Here is a 21593-nt window from a genome sequence, read left to right as displayed (position 1 = left end):
CGGTTCGGTCAGGCCTCCAGAGGCTTTTCGACATTCTGATTCTGCCAGCTGCGATGACCGATTGGGCAGCGATCAGATCGCGCATGCCCGGTGACTGTGGTGTCGTTCGGAGGGTGTGGTGCGCGGTCACCGCCCTTCGTGTGGTTCCGCATTGCCGGCCACAAAGGATTCAACGGAGGCTAGCGCCAGGCAAGAACCGCGGCGGGCTGCTGGTAGGCATCCGCTTGGTGATGTGAGCGCCGGATGCGCTCGACCGAAAGGACACTAGAACGGTTGCGGGTCGGTGCCGGTGTCGTTCCAGTTGGTGTTCGTGGTGGTGTTCCAGAGGTCGGGCGGCGGGGGTGGTGGCGCGGCCGGTGGTGGTGCTGCTGCTGGTGGCGGCGGTTCTGGTGGTGGTGCTTGTTGTAGGTGGGGGCTGATTCGGGTGGCGGGGTCGGTGGCGTAGTGTTTGCCGGCGGGGCTGGTCCAGTGCAGGGTGCCGTCGGGGTCAGCGACGGCCTTCCAATCGCTGAAGTGCTTCAGGTTGTGGTGCGCCGGCGAAAGAAAGTGCAGGTTGGTGGCGGTGGTGGGACCGCCGAATTGTTTGTCGACGGTGTGGTCGAGGTCGCTGTGGCCGGCGGAGCGGTTACAGCCGGGGAACCGGCAGGTTCCATCCCGCAGCCGCAGGTACTTCTTCAGACTCGCCGGCACCCGGAACGGCGTGGCGCTGACGTCGAGGACGATGCCGGTGTGCGGGTGGGTGAGGATGCGCAGGAAACTCGTCGCCGTGCCGGCCAGGCGCCGGGCGGTCTCCGGGTCGATCGGCCCGTAGCCTTCGAGCTCGGCCGGTTCCGTGCTTTTTCCCAGGAGGGTGAGGACCGGGACGGTGATGTTGACGTTGGCGGTGAGGCCCGCGCCGAGGCCACTGCCGGTGACGCCCTGCTGGAGTAGGTCGACGGCGACATCGGCGCGCAGCTGACTGAGGGTGCGGGGTTCACCCGGGCCTTGCAGACTGAGGGCGGCGTCGGTAACCCGGGTATAGATACCCTGCAGATCGTCGCCAGCGGCGCGCAACCAGAGCGTGGCCATACCGTCTTTATCGGGGAAGAACAGCACCCGGCGATCGGACAGGCACTTGGCGCGGCGCACGGTAATGCTGTCGGGGTGGAACCGTTCCCGGAGCTTGCGGGCCTTGCCGTCAAACTGCGTCGCGGTAAGACGTTTGGCGTGCGGCAGCAACACCGCCTCCAGTTCAGCCCGGGCGGGCTGCGGCACGGAACCGAGCTGCTCGATCACCCGGCGGGCATGGCGGAGGGAAATGTCTCCGGCGCGGAGCGCGGTGAGAGTATCGGGCCGCTCGACCACCAGTTGCCGGCTTTCCTGCAGGAGGCCGGAGGCGGTGCCGCCCGGGATGCGCAGCGCACACGCCATCTCCGCCACGAGGCCCTGCTGCGCGGCAAAGGTGGCGTCCCAGTCGTGCTCATGCTCGGGACCGGCCTGCGGGCGCCCGGTCTCGGCAGTGTTAGTGGTGTAGTCCCACGCCTCGGTGAGAACCTCAGCTTTACTCGCCTGCGCCCACGCGATGATCTTCTCGAAGTAGAGCACCCGGTCCACGAACTGCGCCTGATGCCGCTGGAACGGACTCAAATCGTCGCCCGGACTGCTGTCGGCCGGACTGCTGTCGGCCGCACTGCTGTCGAACGGTACCGGCTGGCCCGGTTCGTCGTTACTGTCGTGCTCGGTGCGGAGGTACTCGGTGTAGAGGTACTCCTCGCGAAGGTCGTCATCGAACCGGTGCTCGGGAGGCACTGCGGCAAACACCTCGGTCAGGTCAAGGGCGGCCGGTAGAGGCGGACCGTCAGGCATCTCACGGCGATAGGAAGCCCGGCCGACAGGCTCCGGACCAACAGACTCCGAACCGACAGCATCCGCTGCGAAGGGATCCGTTACGAAGGGATCCGTTACGAAGGGGTCCGGACTGACGGGCGCAGTATCGACGTCTTCGAGGGCATCGTACGGAGCGAACTGCCCCAGGCCCTCGGCGATCTCGACCCGAAAGTCGGCCTGGCACAGCGCCCAGAACGCATCAAACTCGGCACGCTCCTCGGGCGCGGAAGGCCAGTAACCGTGGGCGGCGAAGAACGGATCAACGAAGCCCGGCTGGTGGGTGTCGCCGCTCTGGCTCATAGAACAAGTGTACCAAGCTCGACCCTCAAAGTCGAGGGAATCTCACATGCTTTTGGATTTCTGTGCGAACCTGATTTCGCACTGACACTCACGTTTCCCAGACCGGCGAGTGTTGCGCCTCGGTCCCGAACTGGGTCATTTTCCTCGAAATTCACAACGACTCAACTTCCGTCGTAGAACATTTGTGCGCGGGAACCTGCCGGAAGTTGCAATCCCGTACTACCGAAACGTCATAGGCCCCTGTCTGATTACCTTTCGGTAGTACGGTTCCTAGCCGGTCGCCAGCAGACGGGCATCCGTTTGGCTGGCCAGTTTGCGGTCGAAGGTGCACAGCGGTTGGTTCGATGTCATGTCTGCCGAGGTCACGAGGTAGCAGTCGTCACAGGACAATTTGGGGTGCCCGACGTACAGAGCCAGTGCTCGATCGAACGGCGAGGCTTGGTCGACCGCTTGGCGAGCGCGCTGGCGATCACCCGCACGTGAGCGGGTGCGGCTTGAGGCCGCATCGCTCATGCACTCGTTGCCGGACGGGGTGACTGGGAGGGTTTGCTCAGGTGCGGTTAGGCACAATGGAAACCCAGCCAACCCGAAAGGCCCCCCAATGAGCAACCTCCAGCGCATTCTGAGCATGGCTTCCAAGGCCCTCGATAAGAAGGGGCAGCCGTCCTCCGGCGGGTCAGGCAAGACGGATTGGCGCGAGATGGTGCGCACCGCAGCCGACAAGGTCACCGGAGACAGCAAGCCCCCGGCGAATAACGTGCAGAAAAGTGCCGCTCCCGTTTCTGGTGTGAAAGCCGAGTCGCAGGTGAGCGCCGAAGACCGCGCGGCCATCGCCCGTTACGACTACCTGCTGCAGACCGCGCAGCCCCAGCAGCTCGAGCAGGTTCACCGCGATGCGTTCGCGCGCCTCACGCCGGTGCAACGCGACGAGGTCAACGCCCAGCTGCGCGCGGAGCTGCCGGCCAACGAATACCCGGCCTCGACCAGCCCGGAGGACCTGGCCCGGTCGGCTACCCGCGGCGAGGCCCAGAACCCCGGCTTCTTGAAGAAGATGTTCGCCAAACCGGCCGGCCGAGGAGCCGGCGGCGCCCTTGCCGGAGCGGGTGTCACCGCTGTCGGGCTTGGTGCCGGCGGGCTACTCGCCGCCGTCGCCGGTGGCGCGGTGCTCAGCAATGTGGCCGGGCCCCTCCTGGAGCAGGCGGCCGGCCTCGGCGTCGATTTCGAGAGCCTCGCCGGCGGTCTCGAGGGAATCACCCAGAGCGTCGATGTCGAGAGCCTCACCGGCGGTCTTGACGGAATCACTCAGAGCGTCGATGTCGAGAGCCTCACCGGCGGTCTTGACGGAATCACCCAAGGCGTCGCCGACGGCGCGGGCGAGTATGCGACCGGACTGGGCGAGCAGGTGAAAGACCTGGGATCGAACTTTGAGATCCCCGGCCTCTCGGCACTCGGCAACCTGTTCGGCCGCAACTAGCGAATTCCGACGAAGCCGGCAGCCCGCCTCGGCTCCGCCGGAGTCTCTGTCGCCACCGGCGTGCTGGCGCCCGCGCTACGCTGGCGTGTGCAACTTTCCCTCTGGCTGGCCCTCGTGGGCGCCGGCGTGCTGATCAGCTTCACCCCGGGCGCGGGCGCGATCAACACCATGAACAACTCGCTGACCAGCGGGTTTCGTCGCTCGATCTGGGGAATTTTCGGCCAGCAGGCTGCGCTCATCGTGCACATCATCGTGGTGGCGCTTGGCGTGGGGGTGCTGGTCGCCGGTTCCCCCGTACTGTTCAATGTCATTCGTTATGCCGGGGCCGCCTACCTGGTGTTTCTGGGCATCCGTTTGTTTGTGCAGAAGCCCGACCCGAAGCGGGACCCGGCCGTGCCGCTAACCAGGGAACCGGCCAGGTCGATGTTTCGCCGCGGCTTCTGGGTCAATCTGCTCAACCCCAAAGCGCTCGTGTTTTTTCTCGCGTTCATGCCGCAGTTCATTCGGCCGGAGCAGCCGCTACTCCCTCAGTATCTGGTGCTGACCGTGACCGTGGTGCTGATCGACGTAGTGGTGATGTGGTTCTTTTTTGCGGTGGCGGCGAAATCGTTTCAGCGCTTCACGAATACCGCTCGCGGGCAGCTCATTCTCAACCGCACATTCGGCGTGCTGTTCGTGACCGTCGCCCTGCTGCTGGCACTGGTGCACTGAGGCGCCCGCATCCGCTTCTCTGAACGGATGCTCGGTACGCTTGCCTGATGAGTAACACCGAAATTCGACCACCGCGACGCGCAGTCAGGGCGGCGACCGTGGGCTTCGCGGTCGTTGCGGCGTATGCAATTGCCGGGGCGCTGCAGATTCTGGTGTGGAATCCGCTGGCCGCAGTGCCGGGCGCGACGCTCGGGCAGATCCGCGCCGAAATGGCCCGCGCCGATGAAAGTCTCAGCGCAAACGGAGTCGTCACCTGGGCTGGCATCGGGCTGCTGCTGGCCGGAGTGATCCTGCTGGTCGCGATCATGCGCCGCATAAGTCGGGTGGGACCAGTCGTGGCGGCTTATCTCGTGCTGCTGGTATTCGCTGCTCCCGGGCATTTCTTCGTCTCGTTCGGCCCCGGCATGTCGCTCGCCGACACATTCATGATTTCGGGCGCCGATCACTCCCCGTGGGGCCTGGCGTTGTACCTGGTGAGTGCGGCTGCCCTGCTTGCCCTGATCGTGCTGATCATTCGGGCTGCTCGCGCCGCCTCGGCCGGCGCAGAATAGACGTGCTGCGGTACCGGCAACGTGGGAGCGGAGATCAGCCGGTCGCCTACCGCTCGTAGACGTCCCGTCGATGCCCCAGCGTTACCACCACGACGGTCAGGATCTGGTCGGTCACCGTGTAGATGATGCGATAGTCGCCCACGCGCACCCGGAGCCCCTCGCGGCCCTGCAGCCTGCGGGCTCCTGGCGGCCGAGGATCTTGCCCGAGGAACGCAATCGCTCCCTGAATGCGGTGTCGAATCGGCGGGTCGAGTTGCTTCAGCGCCCAAACTGCAGCCGGACGCAATTCAATTCGATAGGCCGTCATACCCAGCCGAGGTCTGCTTTGACCTGGGCCCAGGGAACGTTCTCGCCTTCCTCAGCCATGGCGGCGTCGAAGGCGAGAACGTCGGCCGCATCGTCGAGAGCGTCCATCATGAGCTCATACCGCTCCACACTCACGAGCACTGCCACCGGCTTGCCGTAACGTTCCAAGACGACGGCCTCCGTGCGAGTCAGGTCGACGGCCGCCTGCAGATTCTCGCGTGCGTTACTCACACTCATCGTTGCCATATGCGAAGTGTACAAGATACCTCCTCTTCTGTACAAGACTTCATCGTGGTGCCGACCGTGCCACTCGGCCGTCGAGCCCGGGGCAGAATAGACGAATGAGCGACGCCGGCGACTTCGTAGATCGCACGCTGCAGTACGAGGCCACGTGGGAACGTGCGGCCGAGTGGCAAGCCAGTCTGGGCACCGCGCTCGAGGTCTACGGCGCTTCTGTGGGCGCCGTGCGGGGAACCATTCGCGACCTGGCCCGCCGGCACAAGAACATGGGCCGCGACGAGGTGACCGCTCTCAGCTCCGAACTCTGGAACGTGCCGGTGTTCGAGCGCCGGCTCGCCGCGATCGTACTGCTGCAGGCGAACGTCACCCGGCTCGACAACACCGACCTCACCCGCATCGAAGGATTTCTGCGCGGCGCTGGGCTGCCAGCGCTCGTCGATCCGCTCACCTTCGACGTGGTGTTACCGCTGGTGCAGCGATTGAGCGGCGCGCATCGGCTCAGAGCGGATGCGGCGCTGGCCCGGTGGGCACAGGATGGCGACCCCTGGCTGCTCCGGGCGGCCGACGGCGTGACGGCGCGGATCGCGAGCGGGTAGCGGGGCCGGGCATCCGTTTTTGGGGCGCGTCGCGCGGCCAAAGGCTGCAGGCGCGGCCACCCGTATCCGAGCCACCGGTCAGATGTGCTGGGCAGCATCCGAAGCGTAAGAGGTCATGCGTTGGTCTCCTGCGGCACCAGAATCTGTTGGATCGCCGGCGCGACGATGCCTCGCCTTCCCGAGTACGTCGGCACCAACACCGGCACGCACATCATTCACCTGCAACTCCCCGTGCAGGCCACCTGATCGAAGCGGTGAGGCACGCCGTGGGAACGGCGTGCCTCACTAGCTTCGCACTGCCGCTACAGCCGGGGGCGACCGGCCCAGCGCTCGGCTTTGAGGGCGAGGTGCAGCTCGAGGCGGGCCTGCCCGCCGAGCGGGTCCACCCCGATGAGTGAGCGGATGCGCCTGAGCCGGTTATAGATACTGGTGCGATGCAGATGCAGCTGCTCGGCAACCTGGGCCACGGAACCATTCTTGTCGTAGAGCAGTTCGAGCACGGGCAAAAGTTCCCCGTTGTGGTCGACTTCCCGCAGTTCCACGAAGAGGGCCGACTCGCTCGGCACAACGTCTCGACCCTCGACGGCCAATAATTGGTAGACCCCGATAGCGCGAAACGAGACGAGCGGTCCCAGTTGGGCGTCCACCCAGGCTGCCTGCACGGCGCTCCGCGCCTCGGCGTAGGCGCCGGGCAACCGTCGAAGGTCGAAAAAGGGCTCGCTCAGCCCGAGCAGAACGGACGCGGCCGGCTGCCCGCCACGGCGTGAGACCTCAAGGCCAAAGCGTCTGAGAACTTCGGAACCCTCGACGCCGTCAATCACGTCGTGAAGCAACAACACCGCCTGCGTTTCGGTGCCAGCGGAGAACAGCACCGAGTCGATTCCGAGCGTGGCCTGAAGCGCGGACAATCGGTGCAACAGAATGCTCTCTGCCGGATTGCGCTGGGCATTCATGCCGCGGTCCACCAGCATGGCCAGCCGCCACGGTCCACGCCCATGCACACCGGGCCAACCTCCAACCGATACGAGGGCATCGCGATCGCCCGAACAGGCGGCGAGAAACTGAGACTCGTTCGCCGGGCGGCCATCGGAATCCGCGCTCGTGCGATCGAGCAGTAGCTCCGCGAGACTGTCCAGCTCAGAGCGGATGCCCCGTAGCTCCTGCAAGATGGCATCGGGCTCGAGCTCGTCATCGAGCTGCAGCACCCAGAGATATCCCACTCGGAATCCGCGGGCGAGCAGCGGAACGCATACCCGGCCCAACATGCCAAGCTCGGCATTGGCCGGAACCGGAACCGGTCGTACCGCCGTGGCAATACCGTGGCTGAGCTGCCAGTCGCTGACATCGGGCGGAACCACCTTGCTCAGCACGAAATTCGTGCGCACCCGGTCAGCCGTCGCGTGGTGCGCACTGTAGGCGAGCAGTCCGCCCTCGAGGTCTGCCAGAGACAGGGCACGGCCAAGGTGCTCAGCAATGATGGCCACCGCCTGATCGATATCGGCCCCCCTCATAAGCTCAATCCTACGCAAGCCGTGTGCACGTCAGGCGACAATCAACGCTCCGTGACGCTACAAATGTCGAGCCAGAGGTAGCGGCCATCGCCTTCTCTTGCCGGTCTCGGCGGAGAAAAATCCCCGGAAGAGTGGCAATTCCACGCCCCGGAAGCCGGCGAGGGGTCAGACGACGCGACCTGCGGCATCCGGCATCTGCCTGCCGGGAACGCGATGGCGTCCCAAACCCGGGCATATCGTTTTTAGGCTGGCAGAGACCCCTACATCTCGCACAATCGCCCTGGACTACAAGGAAGTATCCCCGATGTCGCAATTGCAACGCAGCACTCAACCCGCCGTGAGCACGCAGCCACACCTGGCCCGATCGCTATCAAACCGACATATCCAGCTCATCGCCATTGGCGGCGCGATCGGAACAGGCCTGTTCATGGGCTCGGGGAAGACCATCTCACTCGCCGGGCCATCCGTGATCTTCGTGTACATGATCATCGGCTTCATGCTGTTCTTCGTGATGCGGGCCATGGGCGAACTGTTGCTGTCCAACCTCGAATACAAGTCGTTCAGCGACTTCGCCGGTGACTTGCTCGGGCCGTGGGCCGGATTCTTCACGAGCTGGACGTACTGGCTCTGCTGGATCGTCACGGCCATCGCTGAGCTGATCGCGATCGCGCTGTACACGAGCTTTTGGTGGCCAGAGCTGCCGCTGTGGATACCGGCGCTCGTGGCCGTGCTGATTCTGTTGGGCCTCAACCTCGCAAGCGTCAAGGCGTTCGGTGAGACCGAATTCTGGTTCGCACTGATCAAAATCATCGCCATTGTCACGCTTATCGTTGTGGGTCTCGTGATGGTGTTCACCAAGTTTCAGTCCCCCGGCGGCACCCCGGCGAGTTTCAGCAACCTGTGGAACGACGGCGGAATGTTTCCCACCGGTCCGATGGGGTTCATCGCCGGTTTCCAGATCGCCGTGTTCGCGTTCGTCGGGCTCGAGCTCGTGGGCACCACGGCCGCCGAAGCGCAGCACCCGGAGAAGAACTTGCCGAAAGCCATCAACTCCATCCCCATTCGCATCATGCTGTTCTACGTACTCGCGCTGATAATGATCATGACGGTAACTCCGTGGCGTGAGGTCACCGCTGACGTGAGCCCGTTCGTGGCAATGTTCGCCCTCGCGGGGCTCGGTGCCGCCGCGGCCGTGATCAACTTCGTCGTGCTCACCAGCGCGACGTCCTCGGCAAACTCAGGGCTGTATTCCACATCGAGAATGCTCTTCGGGCTGGCGGTCGAGGGCACGGCACCCGCACGCTTCGAACGCCTAACCCGGCACAAGGTGCCAGCCAGCGCTCTGCTGTTCTCGTGCAGCTTTCTGCTCATTTCCGCAGTACTGCTGTATGCAAACCCATCGATCATCGCCGTCTTCACCGTGGTGACCACCATGTCTGCGGTGCTCTTCATCTTCGTGTGGACCATCATTTTGGTGAGCTACATCGTGTACCGCAAGCGCCGCCCGGCGCTGCACGCAGCCTCAAAGTTCAAGATGCCCGGCGGCGTGTACATGTGTTACGTGGTGTTGTCGTTCTTCGGGTTTTTGATCTGGGCGCTTACCCAGAAGACCGACACCCTGCAGGCGTTGCTCGTGACTCCACTGTGGTTCCTCGGCCTCACTGCGGCGTGGTTTATCATCCGGCGCCGCCCGGAACTGGCCGCGCATCAGGAACTTCACCGAGCGAACGTGCAGGCCGACAGGGTTGCCGCGCTCGCCTTTCGCCGCTGAGGGCCCAGAGGAACGTCGGCCGCACGCTGCAGTACGAAGCAACCTGGGAGCGGGCGGCTGAGGCGCAGGCCCGGTTGGGAACGAGCTCGAGTTCTATGGCGCCTCGGTGGGCGCCGTGCGAGAACCATCCGCGACCTGGCCCGCCGGTATAAGAACATGAGCCACGACGAGGTGACCGCGCTGAGCTCCGAGCTCTGGAACGTGCCGGTGTTCGAGCGGCGCCTCGCCGCAATCGTGCTGCTGCAATCGAACGTGACCCGTCTCGACAACACCGATCTCACCCGCATCGAGGGGTTTCTGCGGGGCGCTGGGCTGCCAGAGCTCGTCGATCCGCTCACGGTCGACATAGTGCTGCCACTCATGCAGGGGCTGACCGGCGCGAACCGTGCCCGAGCGGATGCGACCCTGGTGCGGTGGCTTGGCGACGGCGACTCGTCCCTGCGCCGCGCGGCCCACGGCGCGAGCGCGAGAATCGCTCGAGCGTAAGCTGCGGACATGCGCGCAATTATCGTTAGCTCCCCCGGTGGGCCGGATGCCCTCACCCTGACGACCCAGCCCGACCCGGAGGTTGCGACCCACGACATTCGGCTGAAGGTCGCTGCGGCGGGCGTGAACCGAGCGGATATCCTGCAACGGCAGGGGCACTATCCCTCGCCCGCCGACGCACCGCACTGGCCGGGGCTCGAGGTGTCTGGCGTGGTCACCGAGGTGGGCGACGACGTGACCCGGTTCGGCATCGGCGATCGCGTGTGCGCGCTCCTTGCCGGCGGCGGCTACGCCACCGAAGCCGTGGTGCACGAAGACCTGGCGCTGCTGGTGCCACTGTCAATGGACCTCATTGACGCCGCGGCCCTGCCGGAGGCCCTGGCCACCGTGTGGTCGAACGTGTTCATGGGCGCTGAGCTCCAGCCCGGAGAAACACTGCTCGTGCACGGCGGCGGCAGCGGAATCGGCACGACCGCTATTCAGCTCGCCCGCCTGGCCGATGCCCGAGTGGCCGTGACGGCCGGGTCAGCCGAGAAACTCGCCGTGTGTGAGAATCTCGGGGCAGAAATTCTGATCAACTATCGCGAGCAGGACTTCGTCGCCGAAATCACCACCGCCACCGACGGGCGAGGCGCCGACGTGATCCTCGACATCATGGGCGGCTCATACGCGGCGCGCAACATCGAGGCGGTCGCGGTGAACGGGCGCATTATGGTGCTCGCGAACCAGAGCGGTGAACCGGCCACGTTCGACCCGTTTCGCCTCATGCAGAAGCGCGCCCGCTACTGGGGAACCACCCTGCGCGCCCGGTCGCACGCCGAAAAGGTCGCCGTCATGCGTTCGCTGGAGTCGGCGGTCTGGCCGTGGATCGCCTCGGGCGAGTTTCGACCGGTGATCGACGAACGATACTCGTTTGAGAGCGCAGCGGATGCGCACCGTCGGTTGGAATCATCCGCTCACGTTGGCAAGATTGTGCTCGTGCCGTAACCGGCTCAGAAAGGGAGCCGCACCGACCGGCGCGACCCCCACTGTGACTCGAGCAGCTACGCCTGCTTGTCCGCCGTCTCGGCGGCGGCCAGGCGTGCTGCCTTGGCCTCGGCCTTGGCTGCTGCCGCCGTTGCCTTGAGGTCGGCTTCGATGGCGTCGACGAAAGCGGTGTGCTTGGCGCCGGGCAGCCAACCCTTGTCGGTGACTTTGACCTGGAAGATGATCGCCGCAAGGACCAGCACCAGACCGATGAGCACGGTGAGCATCACGCCGATGGCGGTGTTGTCACCGAGCAGGCTCACGCCAATGAGCGTTCCGAACCAGCCGAAGTCCGCGTCGCCGAAGGTGCTGTTGGCGAAGCCGAAGCTGCCGAGAACCAGTAGCAGGATGGCTGGCAGGATGGTGATGAGAATTCCGTTGACGAAACCACCGACCATAGCGCCGATACGACCGCCGGTGGCGTTGCCGTAGACACCGGCGCCACCGCCGGTGAAGAAGTGCGGCACCATGCCGGGCAGAATCAGGGCGAGGCCGAACACCGGTCCGAGCCAGATAGCCAGCACCCCGAGGCTGAGCAGGCCGCCGGCGAAAGACGCGAGGAAACCGATGAGCACGGCGTTGGCCGCGAAGGGGAAGACGATCGGAATGTCCAGCGCGGGGCGCGCTCCGGGAACAACCTTCTCAGCAATACCCTGGAACGCGGGGACGAGCTCGCCGAGGATGGTGCGCACACCGTAGAGGATGATGGCCACACCAACGCCGAACTGCAGCGCCTGGGCGAAGGCGGCCATGATGAACGCGCCGCCGTCGACGGAACCGAAGATGGCGAGGGCATCCGCTCGAGGAAGGGCGATGAGGCCCCAGATGGCGAAGACCATGTAGATGGCGACCATCGAGACCGAGGTAGCCACCATGGAGTCGCGCAGAAAGCGCAGGTTCTGCGGAAAGTTGATGTGCTCGGTGCTCTTGCTGCGCTTGCCGACGGCCTGGCCGACGGCGCCGGCAGCGATGTAGCCGAGGGTTCCGAAGTGGCCGATGGCGATAGTGTCATCGCCGGTGATGCGCTTGGTCCACGGCTGAGCGAAGGCCGGCATGACCACCATGATCACGCCGAGCAGGCCACCACCGATGACGACGACCAGCCAGCTGAGCTCAGAACCGAAGCCGACCGAGAGCACGACCGCGAGCATCATGGCCATGAAGACCATGTGGTGTCCGGTGAGGAACACGTACTTGAGCGGGGTAAACCGTGCCAGCAGCAGCATGACGACGAAGCCGACGACGAGCACATAGGCGCTGGTCGCTCCGAATTCGTCGGCGGCGAGCGCGGTAATGACTTCGTTGGTCGGAATCACGCCCTGCGCGCCCGTTACCTTGAGGATCAGGTCGCCGAGCGGGGTGAGTGAGGCAACAACTACCCCGGCGCCAGCACCGAGAATGAGAAAGCCGAGGGCCGCCTTGAGGCTGCCGCCGATGATGGTTCCGACCGGGCGACGCAGGGCGATGAGCCCGACAGCCGTGATAATGCCCACCAGGTAGGCCGGCACATTCAAAATCTGCTGGCCGATGAAATCCAGAATGACTAAGAACCACTCCATGTCGGGGTGCTCCCTCTCTTACTCAGTTGTGCGGTTGGTGGGACAGGGTTATTCGAGTGCGCTGGTGAGCTTCTCGGTGATTTCTTCGAGGTCGAAGAAATTGTCGATGACGATGACCTGGGCCTCGACGTCGCCGATCTCCTCGGCGAGCTCTTCGCTCGTGAGTACGATCTCGGCATCGCGCGCCATGCCGCGAGCCACGCCGATGTCGGCCGCCTCAACGTCGGCGTCGATACCGAGGGTGCGCAGCACCTTTTCGGTGTTCATTTTCAAGAGAACGGATGTGCCGATCCCCATTCCGCAGACCGCGATGATTTTCATGAGTGTGCCTTTTCTGTGAGCAGTTCGGGGTTGAACATAAGCGTGAGCACCTCGGCGGGCGAGCCTGCCGCTTTGAGCGCGGCGAGCAGCTCGGAGTTCATGAGGACCCCGGCGAGGGCCTGCATCATCTCGAGGTGACCTTCGTGGTCGGGGGCGGCGAGCCCGATGACGAGCGACACCGGGTCGTTCTTCTTGTGACCGAAGCTCACCGGCTCCTCGAGGGAGACCCAGCTGAGCCCGGCGCGCAGCACGGCGGGCGATGGGCGGGAGTGGGCGATGGCCAGGCCGGGCGCGATGACGATATAGGGGCCGAGCTTGTCAACGGCGGCGATCATCTCCGCGGTGTAGTCGTCGGTCGTGACGCCTCCGGCCACGAGCGCGTCGCCGGCCAGGGTGATCGCGGCCTGCCAGTCTGCGGCGACGACGTGGGTGCGAATGGATGCCTGGTGCAGCTCGTCGGCGAGATTGACTGCCATGCGGTAACTCCTTGATTCTGGCCTTCACACTGCAAGACCACGTCGTCTGCCCCAAAAAGTTTGGTGCCGTGTCTCCGAGCCTAATGCGAATTCAGAACTTTTGTCTATAAGTGATCCAAAGTCGGGGCCGAAGACCTAGCGCGTGAGGTGACTGATGCGGTCGGCCTCGAATAGTGCGTCCTGCGCGATGAGCGAAGCACCGAGAACACCGGCTTTATTGCCGAGCCGACTCGGCTCCACGGTGAGGCCCGTGCCGGAGAAGGCGCGTACGTGCGCGAGGAGGGCCTCGCGCAGCGACGACAGGTACGGGTCGCCGGCCTCGGCGAGCTGGCCACCGATGACGATCATGGCCGGGTTCAGCAGGCCGGCGACATCGACGAGGGCCCGCCCGATCTCGGCTCCGGCCGCGGCGAGCATCCGCACGGCATCGGGTGACCCCATGCGCGAGAGCGCCACGATGTCGCCGGTGGTGCGAATGCGGTAGCCGAGGGCGGTGAGCTCGCGGCGAACGGCATAGCCACTCGCGACGGCCTCGAGGCAGCCCCTATTGCTGCAGCTGCACAGTTCGTCGCCATAGCGGAAGCTGTGCGAGAAGTCGCCGGCACCGCCGCGGGCACCGCGGTAGACGCGGCCGTCGAGCACGAGCGCGCAGCCGATGCCCAGGCCCACCTTGAGTACGGTGAGGTCCCGGTGCTCGGGCCAACCGAGCCGGGATTCCGCGACGGCCATGATGTTCACGTCACGGTCGACGGCGAAAATGGCGGTGTAGTCGGCCGGAAAATAGTTCTGCACGAGCACGTCGTTCCACTGTGCGTCGATCTGGGGGGCGGCGAGCCGGCCGGTCGCGGCATCCACTGGACCGGGCACGCCCACGCCGATCCCCCGCACGTCGGCGCGGGTCTTGCCGAGCTGGCGCAGCAGGTAATCGAAAACCTGGTTGGCCCAGGTGAACACGGCGTCCGGGCCTTCCCAGAGCCCGATGTCGGCCTCGTCTTCGATGAGAATCGTCGAGACCAGGTCGGTCACGGCCACGCGGGTGTGCGAGCCGCCGATATCGACGCTGAGCAGCAGACCAGCGTCTGTGTTGATCGCGAAGCTTTCGGCCGGACGGCCACCGCGCGAATCACTCTGGCCGGCAATGACGATGATGCCGGCCGCGAGCAGTTCGTCGAGCCGTCGAGCCAGCGTGATGCGTGACCAGCCCAGCTCGTCGATCAGTGCCGGCCGGGTGGTGGCCGTGCCCGCGCGAATGAGGTCGAGCACGACGCCCGACCCCGTTGACATGGCATGCGCCACCCGGAACTCCTCTGATTGACTTAAGTATATTTATATACCAATGTGTGAAGTATGACTGTGAAACCTCGTTCTGTCACCACCGATGTCGATGTTGATCGTTCCGCTGAAGCTCGGGCAGTAGCCGCCGCTATCGCCATTCCCGCTCACGTGGTGCAGTCGAAGGGACACGGTCATGGCGGCACCGCGATGGCGCTCGCCCCACTCTCGCACGTGTTGTTCTCCCGCGTGATGCGGCACAGCCCCAGCAACCCGCACTGGGTGGCCCGCGACCGGTTCGTGCTCAGCGCCGGGCACGCGAGCCTGCTGCTCTACGTGCAGCTCTTTCTCACCGGATACGGGCTGACACTCGACGACATTGCGGCCAGCCGTACGCTCGGTTCACGTACCCCCGGGCATCCGGAACACGGTCACACCGTGGGAGTCGAGATGAGCACCGGTCCGCTCGGGCAGGGGGTGGCATCCGCTGTGGGAATGGCGATCGCCGCGCGCAAAGAGGCTGCCACGTTCACCCCAACATCGAGCCTGCTCGACCACACCGTCTGGGCCCTCGCGGGCGACGGCTGCCTGCAGGAGGGCGTCTCGAATGAGGCGTCGAGCCTGGCCGGTACGCTCGGGCTCGAGAATCTCGTGCTGATCTGGGACGACAACGGCGTGACGATCGACGGCCACACCACGGATGCCTTCACCGAAGACGTGCGCGCCCGCTACCGCGCGTACGGCTGGCGGGTGCTGGAGATCGCCGACGCCACCGACCTCGACGGCATCGAACGGATGCTGGGCCTCGCTGCGACCCGCACCGGTCGCCCCACCCTCGTTGCCGTGTCCACCACCATCGGAGCCCCATCGGCTGTGTTCGGCGGGCAGCCGGCCGCCCATTCCGGCGGATTCGGGGCCGACGAACTCGCGGCGATCAAACGCTCCCTCGGGTTCAACGCGGACGCCACGCTCAAGGAACTCGTCTCCCCCGAAGCACTCACCTTCTGCCGCCGGGCCGTGCAGCGCGGGCTCGACTTCGAGGCGCGCTGGAGCGCGGACTTCGCCGCGTGGGCCGCTGAAAATCCCGCAGCGGCGCAGGCCTGGCTCGCTTTTCACTCGGGCACCGATCAGCTGGCCACCACAGCAGCGCTCGACGCCGTCGGTATTGCCGCGCCAGGCACCCCGGTGGCCACCCGCAAGACGAACGGGCAGGTTATTCAGGCGCTCGCACCCGAGCTCGCGCTCTGGGGCGGCTCGGCTGACCTGAGCGGATCCACCAACGTGACCGTACCGGGCGCAGCCGTTTCGGCGTCCAACCCCGGCGGGGACTTCATTCACTTCGGCATTCGCGAGCACGCCATGGCCGCGATTCTGAACGGAATCGCCCTGGCCGGTCCGTGGCGGCCGATCGGGTCGACGTACCTCGTGTTCAGCGACTACCTGCGCCCGGCGATGCGGCTTGCGGCACTCATGCGCCTGCCCGTACTCTACGTGTTCACCCACGATTCGGTCGCGGTCGGCGAAGACGGCCCTACCCACCAGCCGGTCGAGCAGATCGCCTCGCTGCGCACCGTGCCGCGGCTCGCCGTCATTCGCCCAGCGGATGCCGCCGAAACCGTGGCCGTCTGGCGTCGCCTCGTTGCCAGCCCTGACGGGCCGGCGGCACTCGTACTGTCCCGCCAGGATGTTCCGGTCCTCGGCGTTCGCAGCGGGCTCGATGCGGGCGTTGCCGCCGGTGGCTATGTGGCCTGGCAGAGCGGAACCGGCCTCGACCTGGCACTGATTGCGACGGGCAGTGAGGTCTCCCTGGCGATTGCGGCGGCGGAGCGGCTCAGTGCCGAGGGCCTGGCGGTGCGCGTGGTGTCGATGCCCTGCGTGGAGTGGTTTGCCGAGGCTGACTCGGTGTATCGCGATGAGGTGCTGCCGCCAATGACGCACGCCCGGGTGGCCATCGAGGCTGGACGCAGCGATGGCTGGTGGCGCTGGGTCGGGTTGGAGGGTGAAGTCGTCGGCATCGACGACTTCGGCGAATCGGGCAGTGGGCCTGAGATCATGGCGCTGCGCGGTGTCACCGTGGAGCACGTGGTGGCGGCGGCGCGGCGTACGCTCGCGCGAACAAGTCAGGCGATCTTCACTTGCTGAGCGTGATCGAAGATGAAACGAACCCCTTTATCCCCGATATACCGACCGTGAAATCTGCCGGGTACACGATTCATGCCATGAGTAGCGACTTCGCTGTGTCGGTTCGTCGCCACTGAAGACGAAGAAGTGCAGAAATTGCTCGAGGCTGCCGCAACCCGACCGACGTGGCGCTCCCGTCACCGGTCCCGGGGTTCAAGGGTGACCGTGGCCACGTTCTTCACGAGCGGATGCAGCTGGTCGCCGCCGTCCACGACACCCGTCTCCCACCAGAGCTTCAGTCCGTCGGGAGTATCTTCCAGGCTCGCCAGGCAGTTCTCAAACCAGGGACCCTTGACCCCCTTCCAGCGAAACGGCGGAGAGGCGACCTTGGCCGAGCGGGCCAGCAGCGCGGTCAGCCGCGTGGCCATTCCGTAGGAGAGTACGGCAGAAAAGGACCGCAGCGCACGGGGTAATGGGTTGCGGATCGGTGAACAGACGGCCTGCACGATGCGGCTGCCCGACGGTCGCTCGACCTCGGAGACAGTCGAATAGTGAACGTCACCCGACAAGAATGTCACCGTCTGCGGCGCGCTCCCCCGCTGGCCGTCGGCTACCGCTGTGGCCATCCGTGCCAGCTGCAGAAAGCTGCGCTGGAACGCAGCCCAATGCTCGAGGTCGACCAGCTGACGTAACCGTTCACCGACTCGCGCTGCAGCTTTTCCCCAGGCGCCTTCCGACACGGCCTCGTCCCAGGATTCCAGGTGGTGGAGTCCGGGCGGCAGCAGAAACGGCAGCGACGTGCCGACCAAGAGGTGCCGAAACCCGCCCTGCATCCGCTCGTCCAGCCAGGACGTCTCCTCGTCGTCCAGCAAGGCGCGCCGAGCGGGGTCGAGTTCGCGGGCCGCGCGGGAGTCAACCACGATCAGCCGCACGTTCGTGAAATCGCGGCAGAAGCTCCACCGATAGCTGGTCGGCTCCTGATCACACCGCGTTGCAAACGCGTCAAGCGTGGAGCTGATATCGAGTTCAGAATCGCCGTCGTGGGACGCGATCGTGCGCCAGATCTCATCGTCGGCTCGTTCGGCGGGTGACATGTTGCCGAGGTGTTGGTACACCCAGTACGACGCCAGCCCGGCCACGATCCTGCCCTGCCACCACGACGTTGCCTGCATCTTCCGCTTCCAGCTCAGCGACGTGTTCCAGTCATCGCGAATGTCGTGGTCATCGAAAATCATCGCGGTCGGCACGGTCGACAGCAGCCAGCGGTTCGCTTCGTCGGACCAGGCCAGGCTATACAGGTGCGCGTACTCCTCGAAGTCGGCCAGCTCCTTACCGGGAGGCTTCGTCATGTCACGCCGCGCCTTGATGAACTTCTGCATCTCCTCCGTGGTCAGGTCGGCGTAGACCTGGTCACCGAGAAAGAGAATCAGGTCGGGGCGCGGCATCTCGTTATCCGGTGAGGCCAGGCGCAGCGCGTAGGCGCGCAGTGCGTCGACGCCATGCGTACCGTTGCCGTCTTTGTCGTGGCTGACGCTGGTTCGGCAGGACCCAAACGACAGCCGAAGCGGATGCCCCCCTCCGAGCGTTGCGATGACGGGCGCCGGATAGGCGGAGTCTTCTGCGGGCCAGACCCGCGTTCCATCGATGTCAACGGTGTACGGCAGAATCACGTTGGGTTGTAGTCCATCAACCTGTACGAGTGCGTAATGGTGCGCGTGCACGGCAAAGGTGTGCACCATCCACGACCGACCAGCGATGCTCACCACAACCCGAGCGGCCTCCCGCGTCTCGCACCAGATGCTCGCCGAGACATCGTCGACGTACCGCATCATCGGGCCGAGAATCAAGGGCGAAATCGTCATGAGTCAGTTGTACCGCTCCAAGCGCCGGTCGGCTATACCCTGGCGAAGTACCGGCCCGTTTAGACTCGGCGCATGCCCCGCCTCGTTCTCGTTCTGCCGCTCACGCCGCTCGAAACGGGCGACCGCTTCGCCGTCGAGGATTGGCCGCTGCACATCACTGTGCTCGCCCCCTTCAACACGGATGCTGCGCCCGACGAGATCGCGCGCGTCACCGCCGCCGCCCTGGCCGGGCACGCGGCACTCACCGTAATTGCTGGGCCGGACGAGCTGTTCGGACGTCGCCACGACATCGCCGTGACGGTGATCGACGACAACGTTGCGTTGACGAGACTGCACGACCGGCTGGTCGAGGCCCTGCGGCCGCTCACCACCGATCCGCACGAGTGGGCGTTCGCCGGCCCGGAATTTCGGGCGCACGTCACGGTCAAGCGGCAGGCACGAGTGCAGGCGGGGGACGAGCTCAACTTGACCCAGATCGCCCTCGTGGATATGGCGCCGAGAGCGGCACGCAGCGGCCGCACGGTGCTCGCAACGCTCGACCTGCCCGGACGACGGCGGTAACTGCGCCAAATGTACTGACCTGAACTTCCGGCCTGGCTCCGCGCCACTCCGGCGGAGAGTACGCTCGAATTCGTGTTGTCCCGCGATCTGATTCGTCTCTACCCCGAGCTCTACCACGTGGCCGCCGATGAAAGCTGGCCCGCCATCGAGCGGCACGGGCTGCTCAGTCCGGCCGCGCTGGTGACCCGCTGGGGCGTCAAACAGGGTGCCCCACAGGCGGCAATTCTGGGAAAGCGGCGGGGCGAGTCACGCGTGCTGGAGCATGCGGAATTCGGAACCGCGGTTATCCGTCATCAGAAGGCCATTCACGAGCCATCGCTCGACGATGCCCTCGAGGACATGACCCTCGCTGAGTGGTACGCAGCCCTGAACGACCGCGTGTTCTTTCACCTGCAGCCGCGGTTTTTGCACGAGTTGCTGAACGCCCGCTCCTACCGCGACGACGCCCACACCGTGATTACCCTGCGCACCAAGAGCCTGGTCGCCGCGCACGAAGACGAGATCGAGCTGAGCGCGATCAACTCCGGCTTCGCGCAGCGGCACAGCAAGGAGCCGCGCGGGCGCGATACCTTTCAGCCGATCAAGGACTACAAACACCCGACCCGGTCGCACGCGGTGACCAAGGGACAGGATGTCGCCGAACTCGCCATCCCGCGCGGGGTGCGCGATCTGCGCGACCACGTCGTACGCGTCGAGCGGATGCGCGAGGGCACGGTTCTCGAGCGCCTCGCCTGACGCTTTGGTCAGCGCACGGCCAGGTATTCGACGGCGGCGACGATCAGCGGCGAGGTGACGACCGCCAGCACCGTCGCAGCAGCGGCGGCGGCGAGCACCATGAACGTGGTGCGCCGGGTGCGGGCAGCGGCCACCTGCTGTTCGAGCGCGGTGAACCGAGCGTGCAGCTGCGCCGGAACGAGCGGCGTGGCGGCTGCGTGCCAGGTCGCTGGGTCGTCGATGAGCGCGGTGACCGCGGCCTGCTGCTCGGGGTTGAACGTTCGCGGGCGCGCCACGATCCACCGGCGCAGTCGAGGTGAATCGATGACGGTGACGGCATTGGGTTTGCGGTTAAGCAGAATTTTGTGCGGGTTGACCAGCACAATCACGGGTTCAACCACGGCTGCTGCCGGCATCACCGCCGCCAGCAACGCGGTGATCTGAGCCGATTCGAACCGGGCATCGCGCAGGTACGGCATGGCGTGATTATTGATCGGAATCGAGCGCAGCGACCCGGTCAGGTCGCGATCCCAGTGCGTCTTTGAGTTGATCGAGAAGATTCCGCCTGGCCCCACGGCCAGGTGGTCGACCCAGAACGCCGTATTGCGAATGGGCAGCGAATGATAGACGCTGTAGCCCTCGGGGAGCCGACCGAGAATTTCGCCGACGATCATCTCAGCCTGCGCGGCGCGCAACCAGCTGAGCTCGTTCGCGTCGAGCGGTGAGGCCCCCAGGGTGCGTGCGAGCCGGGAACGCACCGGCCGATCGCTGTGTTGGCGGAGCAGTTCCTCGACCAGGGATTGCCCGGCAAACCGACCGGGAGCGGTGGATGCCAGAGGTGTGATCGGCGTCACCGAGGCCGCTGGCTCGTGATCACGAGCCTGCATTCCAAACCTAAGAGTTGTCATAGCCACGTTCACTTGCCTCACTACGGGTTCGTACCCCGCACTATCGTGCCACCGACAGCTGCCGATTCCGTGTTAACAATCGGCAGCACAAGCGTATTGGTTAGTAATTAATAAGTAATACTCATTCGTGCTGCAGAGGCGACGTGCGGGGCTGGCGCGAAACATCCGCTGTCAATCTAGGGCGGCGACCCCGCCCGCGGCCTCCCCCATTAAGCAAGGCAACGTCGGCTAGCCTGAAAGCCACCCCACCGATTGGATTCGCACGTGAAACACCTGACGTTCAACGTTTGCGCGATCTCAGGGCTCGCTTTCAGCGGCCTGGCCGTACTTTTATTGCTGGCCAACCTGCTCTCGAGCAACCAGTTCGTTGACGTCATTCTGCCGGCAGCCGTAGTGTCTCTCCTGATCGGCGGTGCGTTCTCGGTGCGTGCCCGACTGCTCTCGGCCAAGGGTCACGGGCCAGCCAAGCGTTAGGAGGCCGACTGCGCCCGCAACGCCTCGACGATGAGGGCGTGATCGTCGAGCTGCGGCAGCCCGGAAACGCCGACCACACCGACCATCGACCCGCGTACGAACAGCGGAAATGCTCCCCCGTGGGCCGCGAAACGTGTGGGGTCGAGTCGGGAATCAACGTCGAAGTCGACGCCGCGGCTGCGAAATTCCACGCCGACGGCGAGTGAGGAGTGTCCGTAGCGGCGCACAACGGCGAATTTGCGCTCCAGCCAGCCGTCATTATCAGCGGATGCTCCCGCCAGCCCTGCATGAAACACCCGCTGGTCACCCAACACGATCGAGATCGCTACCGGCAACGCCTGGGCGGCGGCGATCGTGCGGAGCCTGATGCCTAGCGCCCAGGCATCGTCGTGGCTGAACGCATCGAATTGCAGAGTGCGTTCCTGTTCGAGCAGAATCTGCAGCTGGGCGAGGTCGTCGGTGTGCATCGAGGGTCCAATCCGGGGGC

23 protein-coding genes are annotated in these 21593 nt (G+C 65.2%); 11 read left to right on the top strand and 12 right to left on the bottom strand.

All coding sequences use genetic code 11. From position 1 onward, the window contains the following. Positions 1 to 264: 264 nt before the first annotated feature. Positions 265 to 2166 (bottom strand): HNH endonuclease signature motif containing protein, encoded by a 1902-nt coding sequence (locus tag CJ028_RS07310; protein WP_105034616.1) that lies wholly within the window; start codon positions 2164 to 2166, stop codon positions 265 to 267. 270 nt (positions 2167 to 2436) lie between these two features. Next, on the bottom strand, positions 2437 to 2679 hold the full coding sequence (locus tag CJ028_RS07305; RefSeq protein WP_105034615.1) for a hypothetical protein: 243 nt from the start codon (positions 2677 to 2679) through the stop codon (positions 2437 to 2439). An 88-nt stretch (positions 2680 to 2767) separates the two neighbouring features. On the opposite strand from CJ028_RS07305, the gene CJ028_RS07300 reads away from it, so the two are divergent. From CJ028_RS07300 to CJ028_RS07290, 3 genes are all read left to right on the top strand, one after another. Beyond that, the gene (locus tag CJ028_RS07300; RefSeq protein WP_105034614.1) at positions 2768 to 3640 is read left to right on the top strand and encodes a hypothetical protein; all 873 of its coding nucleotides are present in this window, start codon (positions 2768 to 2770) and stop codon (positions 3638 to 3640) included. A gap of 87 nt (positions 3641 to 3727) precedes the next feature. Continuing rightward, a complete protein-coding gene (locus CJ028_RS07295) occupies positions 3728 to 4351 on the top strand; it encodes a LysE family translocator (RefSeq protein WP_105034639.1) in 624 nt (207 codons plus the stop codon). A gap of 47 nt (positions 4352 to 4398) precedes the next feature. Continuing rightward, positions 4399 to 4902 (top strand): hypothetical protein, encoded by a 504-nt coding sequence (locus tag CJ028_RS07290; protein ID WP_240607140.1) that lies wholly within the window; start codon positions 4399 to 4401, stop codon positions 4900 to 4902. A 46-nt stretch (positions 4903 to 4948) separates the two neighbouring features. Here CJ028_RS07290 and CJ028_RS07285 read toward each other — a convergent pair whose 3' ends face one another. Both CJ028_RS07285 and CJ028_RS07280 read right to left on the bottom strand, forming a co-directional pair. Next, positions 4949 to 5209, bottom strand: a complete 261-nt coding sequence (locus CJ028_RS07285; protein ID WP_105034613.1) for a type II toxin-antitoxin system RelE family toxin — start codon at positions 5207 to 5209, stop codon at positions 4949 to 4951. Next, positions 5206 to 5454: a type II toxin-antitoxin system Phd/YefM family antitoxin gene (locus CJ028_RS07280; protein WP_105034612.1), complete on the bottom strand. Its 249-nt coding sequence runs from the start codon at positions 5452 to 5454 to the stop codon at positions 5206 to 5208. The genes CJ028_RS07285 and CJ028_RS07280 overlap by 4 nt, the downstream gene beginning before the upstream one ends. A gap of 95 nt (positions 5455 to 5549) precedes the next feature. Here CJ028_RS07280 and CJ028_RS07275 point away from each other — a divergent pair, with 95 nt between their 5' ends. Continuing rightward, positions 5550 to 6044 (top strand): DNA alkylation repair protein, encoded by a 495-nt coding sequence (locus CJ028_RS07275; protein ID WP_105034611.1) that lies wholly within the window; start codon positions 5550 to 5552, stop codon positions 6042 to 6044. A 302-nt stretch (positions 6045 to 6346) separates the two neighbouring features. On the opposite strand, the gene CJ028_RS07270 is transcribed toward CJ028_RS07275, so the two are convergent. Next, positions 6347 to 7555, bottom strand: a complete 1209-nt coding sequence (locus tag CJ028_RS07270) for a PucR family transcriptional regulator (RefSeq protein WP_105034610.1) — start codon at positions 7553 to 7555, stop codon at positions 6347 to 6349. A gap of 304 nt (positions 7556 to 7859) precedes the next feature. Here CJ028_RS07270 and cycA point away from each other — a divergent pair, with 304 nt between their 5' ends. From cycA to CJ028_RS07255, 3 genes are all read left to right on the top strand, one after another. Continuing rightward, complete coding sequence (gene cycA, locus CJ028_RS07265) at positions 7860 to 9326, top strand: D-serine/D-alanine/glycine transporter (protein WP_105034609.1); 1467 nt, start codon at positions 7860 to 7862, stop codon at positions 9324 to 9326. Positions 9327 to 9482: 156 nt separating this feature from the next. Beyond that, on the top strand, positions 9483 to 9812 hold the full coding sequence (locus tag CJ028_RS07260) for a DNA alkylation repair protein (RefSeq protein WP_105034608.1): 330 nt from the start codon (positions 9483 to 9485) through the stop codon (positions 9810 to 9812). A gap of 9 nt (positions 9813 to 9821) precedes the next feature. Further along, positions 9822 to 10799, top strand: a complete 978-nt coding sequence (locus tag CJ028_RS07255) for an NAD(P)H-quinone oxidoreductase (protein WP_105034607.1) — start codon at positions 9822 to 9824, stop codon at positions 10797 to 10799. 56 nt (positions 10800 to 10855) lie between these two features. Here the strand turns inward: CJ028_RS07255 and ulaA are convergent, their stop codons facing one another. The 4 genes from ulaA to CJ028_RS07235 form a co-directional block, all read right to left on the bottom strand. After that, positions 10856 to 12397 carry a PTS ascorbate transporter subunit IIC gene (ulaA, locus tag CJ028_RS07250; RefSeq protein ID WP_105034606.1) on the bottom strand — a complete coding sequence of 514 codons (1542 nt, stop codon included), beginning with the start codon at positions 12395 to 12397 and terminating at the stop codon, positions 10856 to 10858. A gap of 48 nt (positions 12398 to 12445) precedes the next feature. After that, on the bottom strand, positions 12446 to 12718 hold the full coding sequence (locus CJ028_RS07245) for a PTS sugar transporter subunit IIB (protein ID WP_105034605.1): 273 nt from the start codon (positions 12716 to 12718) through the stop codon (positions 12446 to 12448). Beyond that, the gene (locus CJ028_RS07240) at positions 12715 to 13194 is read right to left on the bottom strand and encodes a PTS sugar transporter subunit IIA (protein ID WP_105034604.1); all 480 of its coding nucleotides are present in this window, start codon (positions 13192 to 13194) and stop codon (positions 12715 to 12717) included. Before CJ028_RS07240 ends, CJ028_RS07245 begins: the two co-directional genes overlap by 4 nt. 135 nt (positions 13195 to 13329) lie before the next feature. Further along, complete coding sequence (locus CJ028_RS07235) at positions 13330 to 14478, bottom strand: ROK family protein (RefSeq protein WP_240607139.1); 1149 nt, start codon at positions 14476 to 14478, stop codon at positions 13330 to 13332. A 63-nt stretch (positions 14479 to 14541) separates the two neighbouring features. On the opposite strand from CJ028_RS07235, the gene tkt reads away from it, so the two are divergent. After that, positions 14542 to 16608 (top strand): transketolase, encoded by a 2067-nt coding sequence (tkt, locus tag CJ028_RS07230; RefSeq protein ID WP_105034602.1) that lies wholly within the window; start codon positions 14542 to 14544, stop codon positions 16606 to 16608. Between the two features lie 176 nt (positions 16609 to 16784). Here the strand turns inward: tkt and CJ028_RS07225 are convergent, their stop codons facing one another. After that, positions 16785 to 18449 carry an alkaline phosphatase D family protein gene (locus tag CJ028_RS07225; RefSeq protein WP_105034601.1) on the bottom strand — a complete coding sequence of 555 codons (1665 nt, stop codon included), beginning with the start codon at positions 18447 to 18449 and terminating at the stop codon, positions 16785 to 16787. Between the two features lie 72 nt (positions 18450 to 18521). Here CJ028_RS07225 and CJ028_RS07220 point away from each other — a divergent pair, with 72 nt between their 5' ends. Both CJ028_RS07220 and CJ028_RS07215 read left to right on the top strand, forming a co-directional pair. Next, entirely contained in the window at positions 18522 to 19010 is a 489-nt protein-coding gene (locus tag CJ028_RS07220) for a 2'-5' RNA ligase family protein (RefSeq protein WP_105034600.1), read from the top strand. Between the two features lie 72 nt (positions 19011 to 19082). Further along, positions 19083 to 19745, top strand: a complete 663-nt coding sequence (locus tag CJ028_RS07215; protein ID WP_105034599.1) for a DUF7002 family protein — start codon at positions 19083 to 19085, stop codon at positions 19743 to 19745. Between the two features lie 8 nt (positions 19746 to 19753). On the opposite strand, the gene CJ028_RS07210 is transcribed toward CJ028_RS07215, so the two are convergent. Continuing rightward, on the bottom strand, positions 19754 to 20611 hold the full coding sequence (locus CJ028_RS07210; protein ID WP_161498921.1) for a nuclease-related domain-containing protein: 858 nt from the start codon (positions 20609 to 20611) through the stop codon (positions 19754 to 19756). A 285-nt stretch (positions 20612 to 20896) separates the two neighbouring features. Between CJ028_RS07210 and CJ028_RS07205 the strand changes: the two genes are divergently transcribed. After that, positions 20897 to 21106: a hypothetical protein gene (locus tag CJ028_RS07205; RefSeq protein ID WP_129590413.1), complete on the top strand. Its 210-nt coding sequence runs from the start codon at positions 20897 to 20899 to the stop codon at positions 21104 to 21106. On the opposite strand, the gene CJ028_RS07200 is transcribed toward CJ028_RS07205, so the two are convergent. Continuing rightward, complete coding sequence (locus CJ028_RS07200; RefSeq protein WP_105034596.1) at positions 21103 to 21573, bottom strand: heme-degrading domain-containing protein; 471 nt, start codon at positions 21571 to 21573, stop codon at positions 21103 to 21105. The genes CJ028_RS07205 and CJ028_RS07200 overlap by 4 nt on opposite strands. Positions 21574 to 21593: the final 20 nt, after the last annotated feature.

Source organism: Cryobacterium aureum (assembly GCF_002954245.1).
Taxonomy (GTDB): Bacteria; Actinomycetota; Actinomycetes; order Actinomycetales; family Microbacteriaceae; genus Cryobacterium; species Cryobacterium aureum.
Note: the sequence above shows the minus strand (reverse complement) of the source record. Positions and strands in the feature narration are given on the sequence as shown.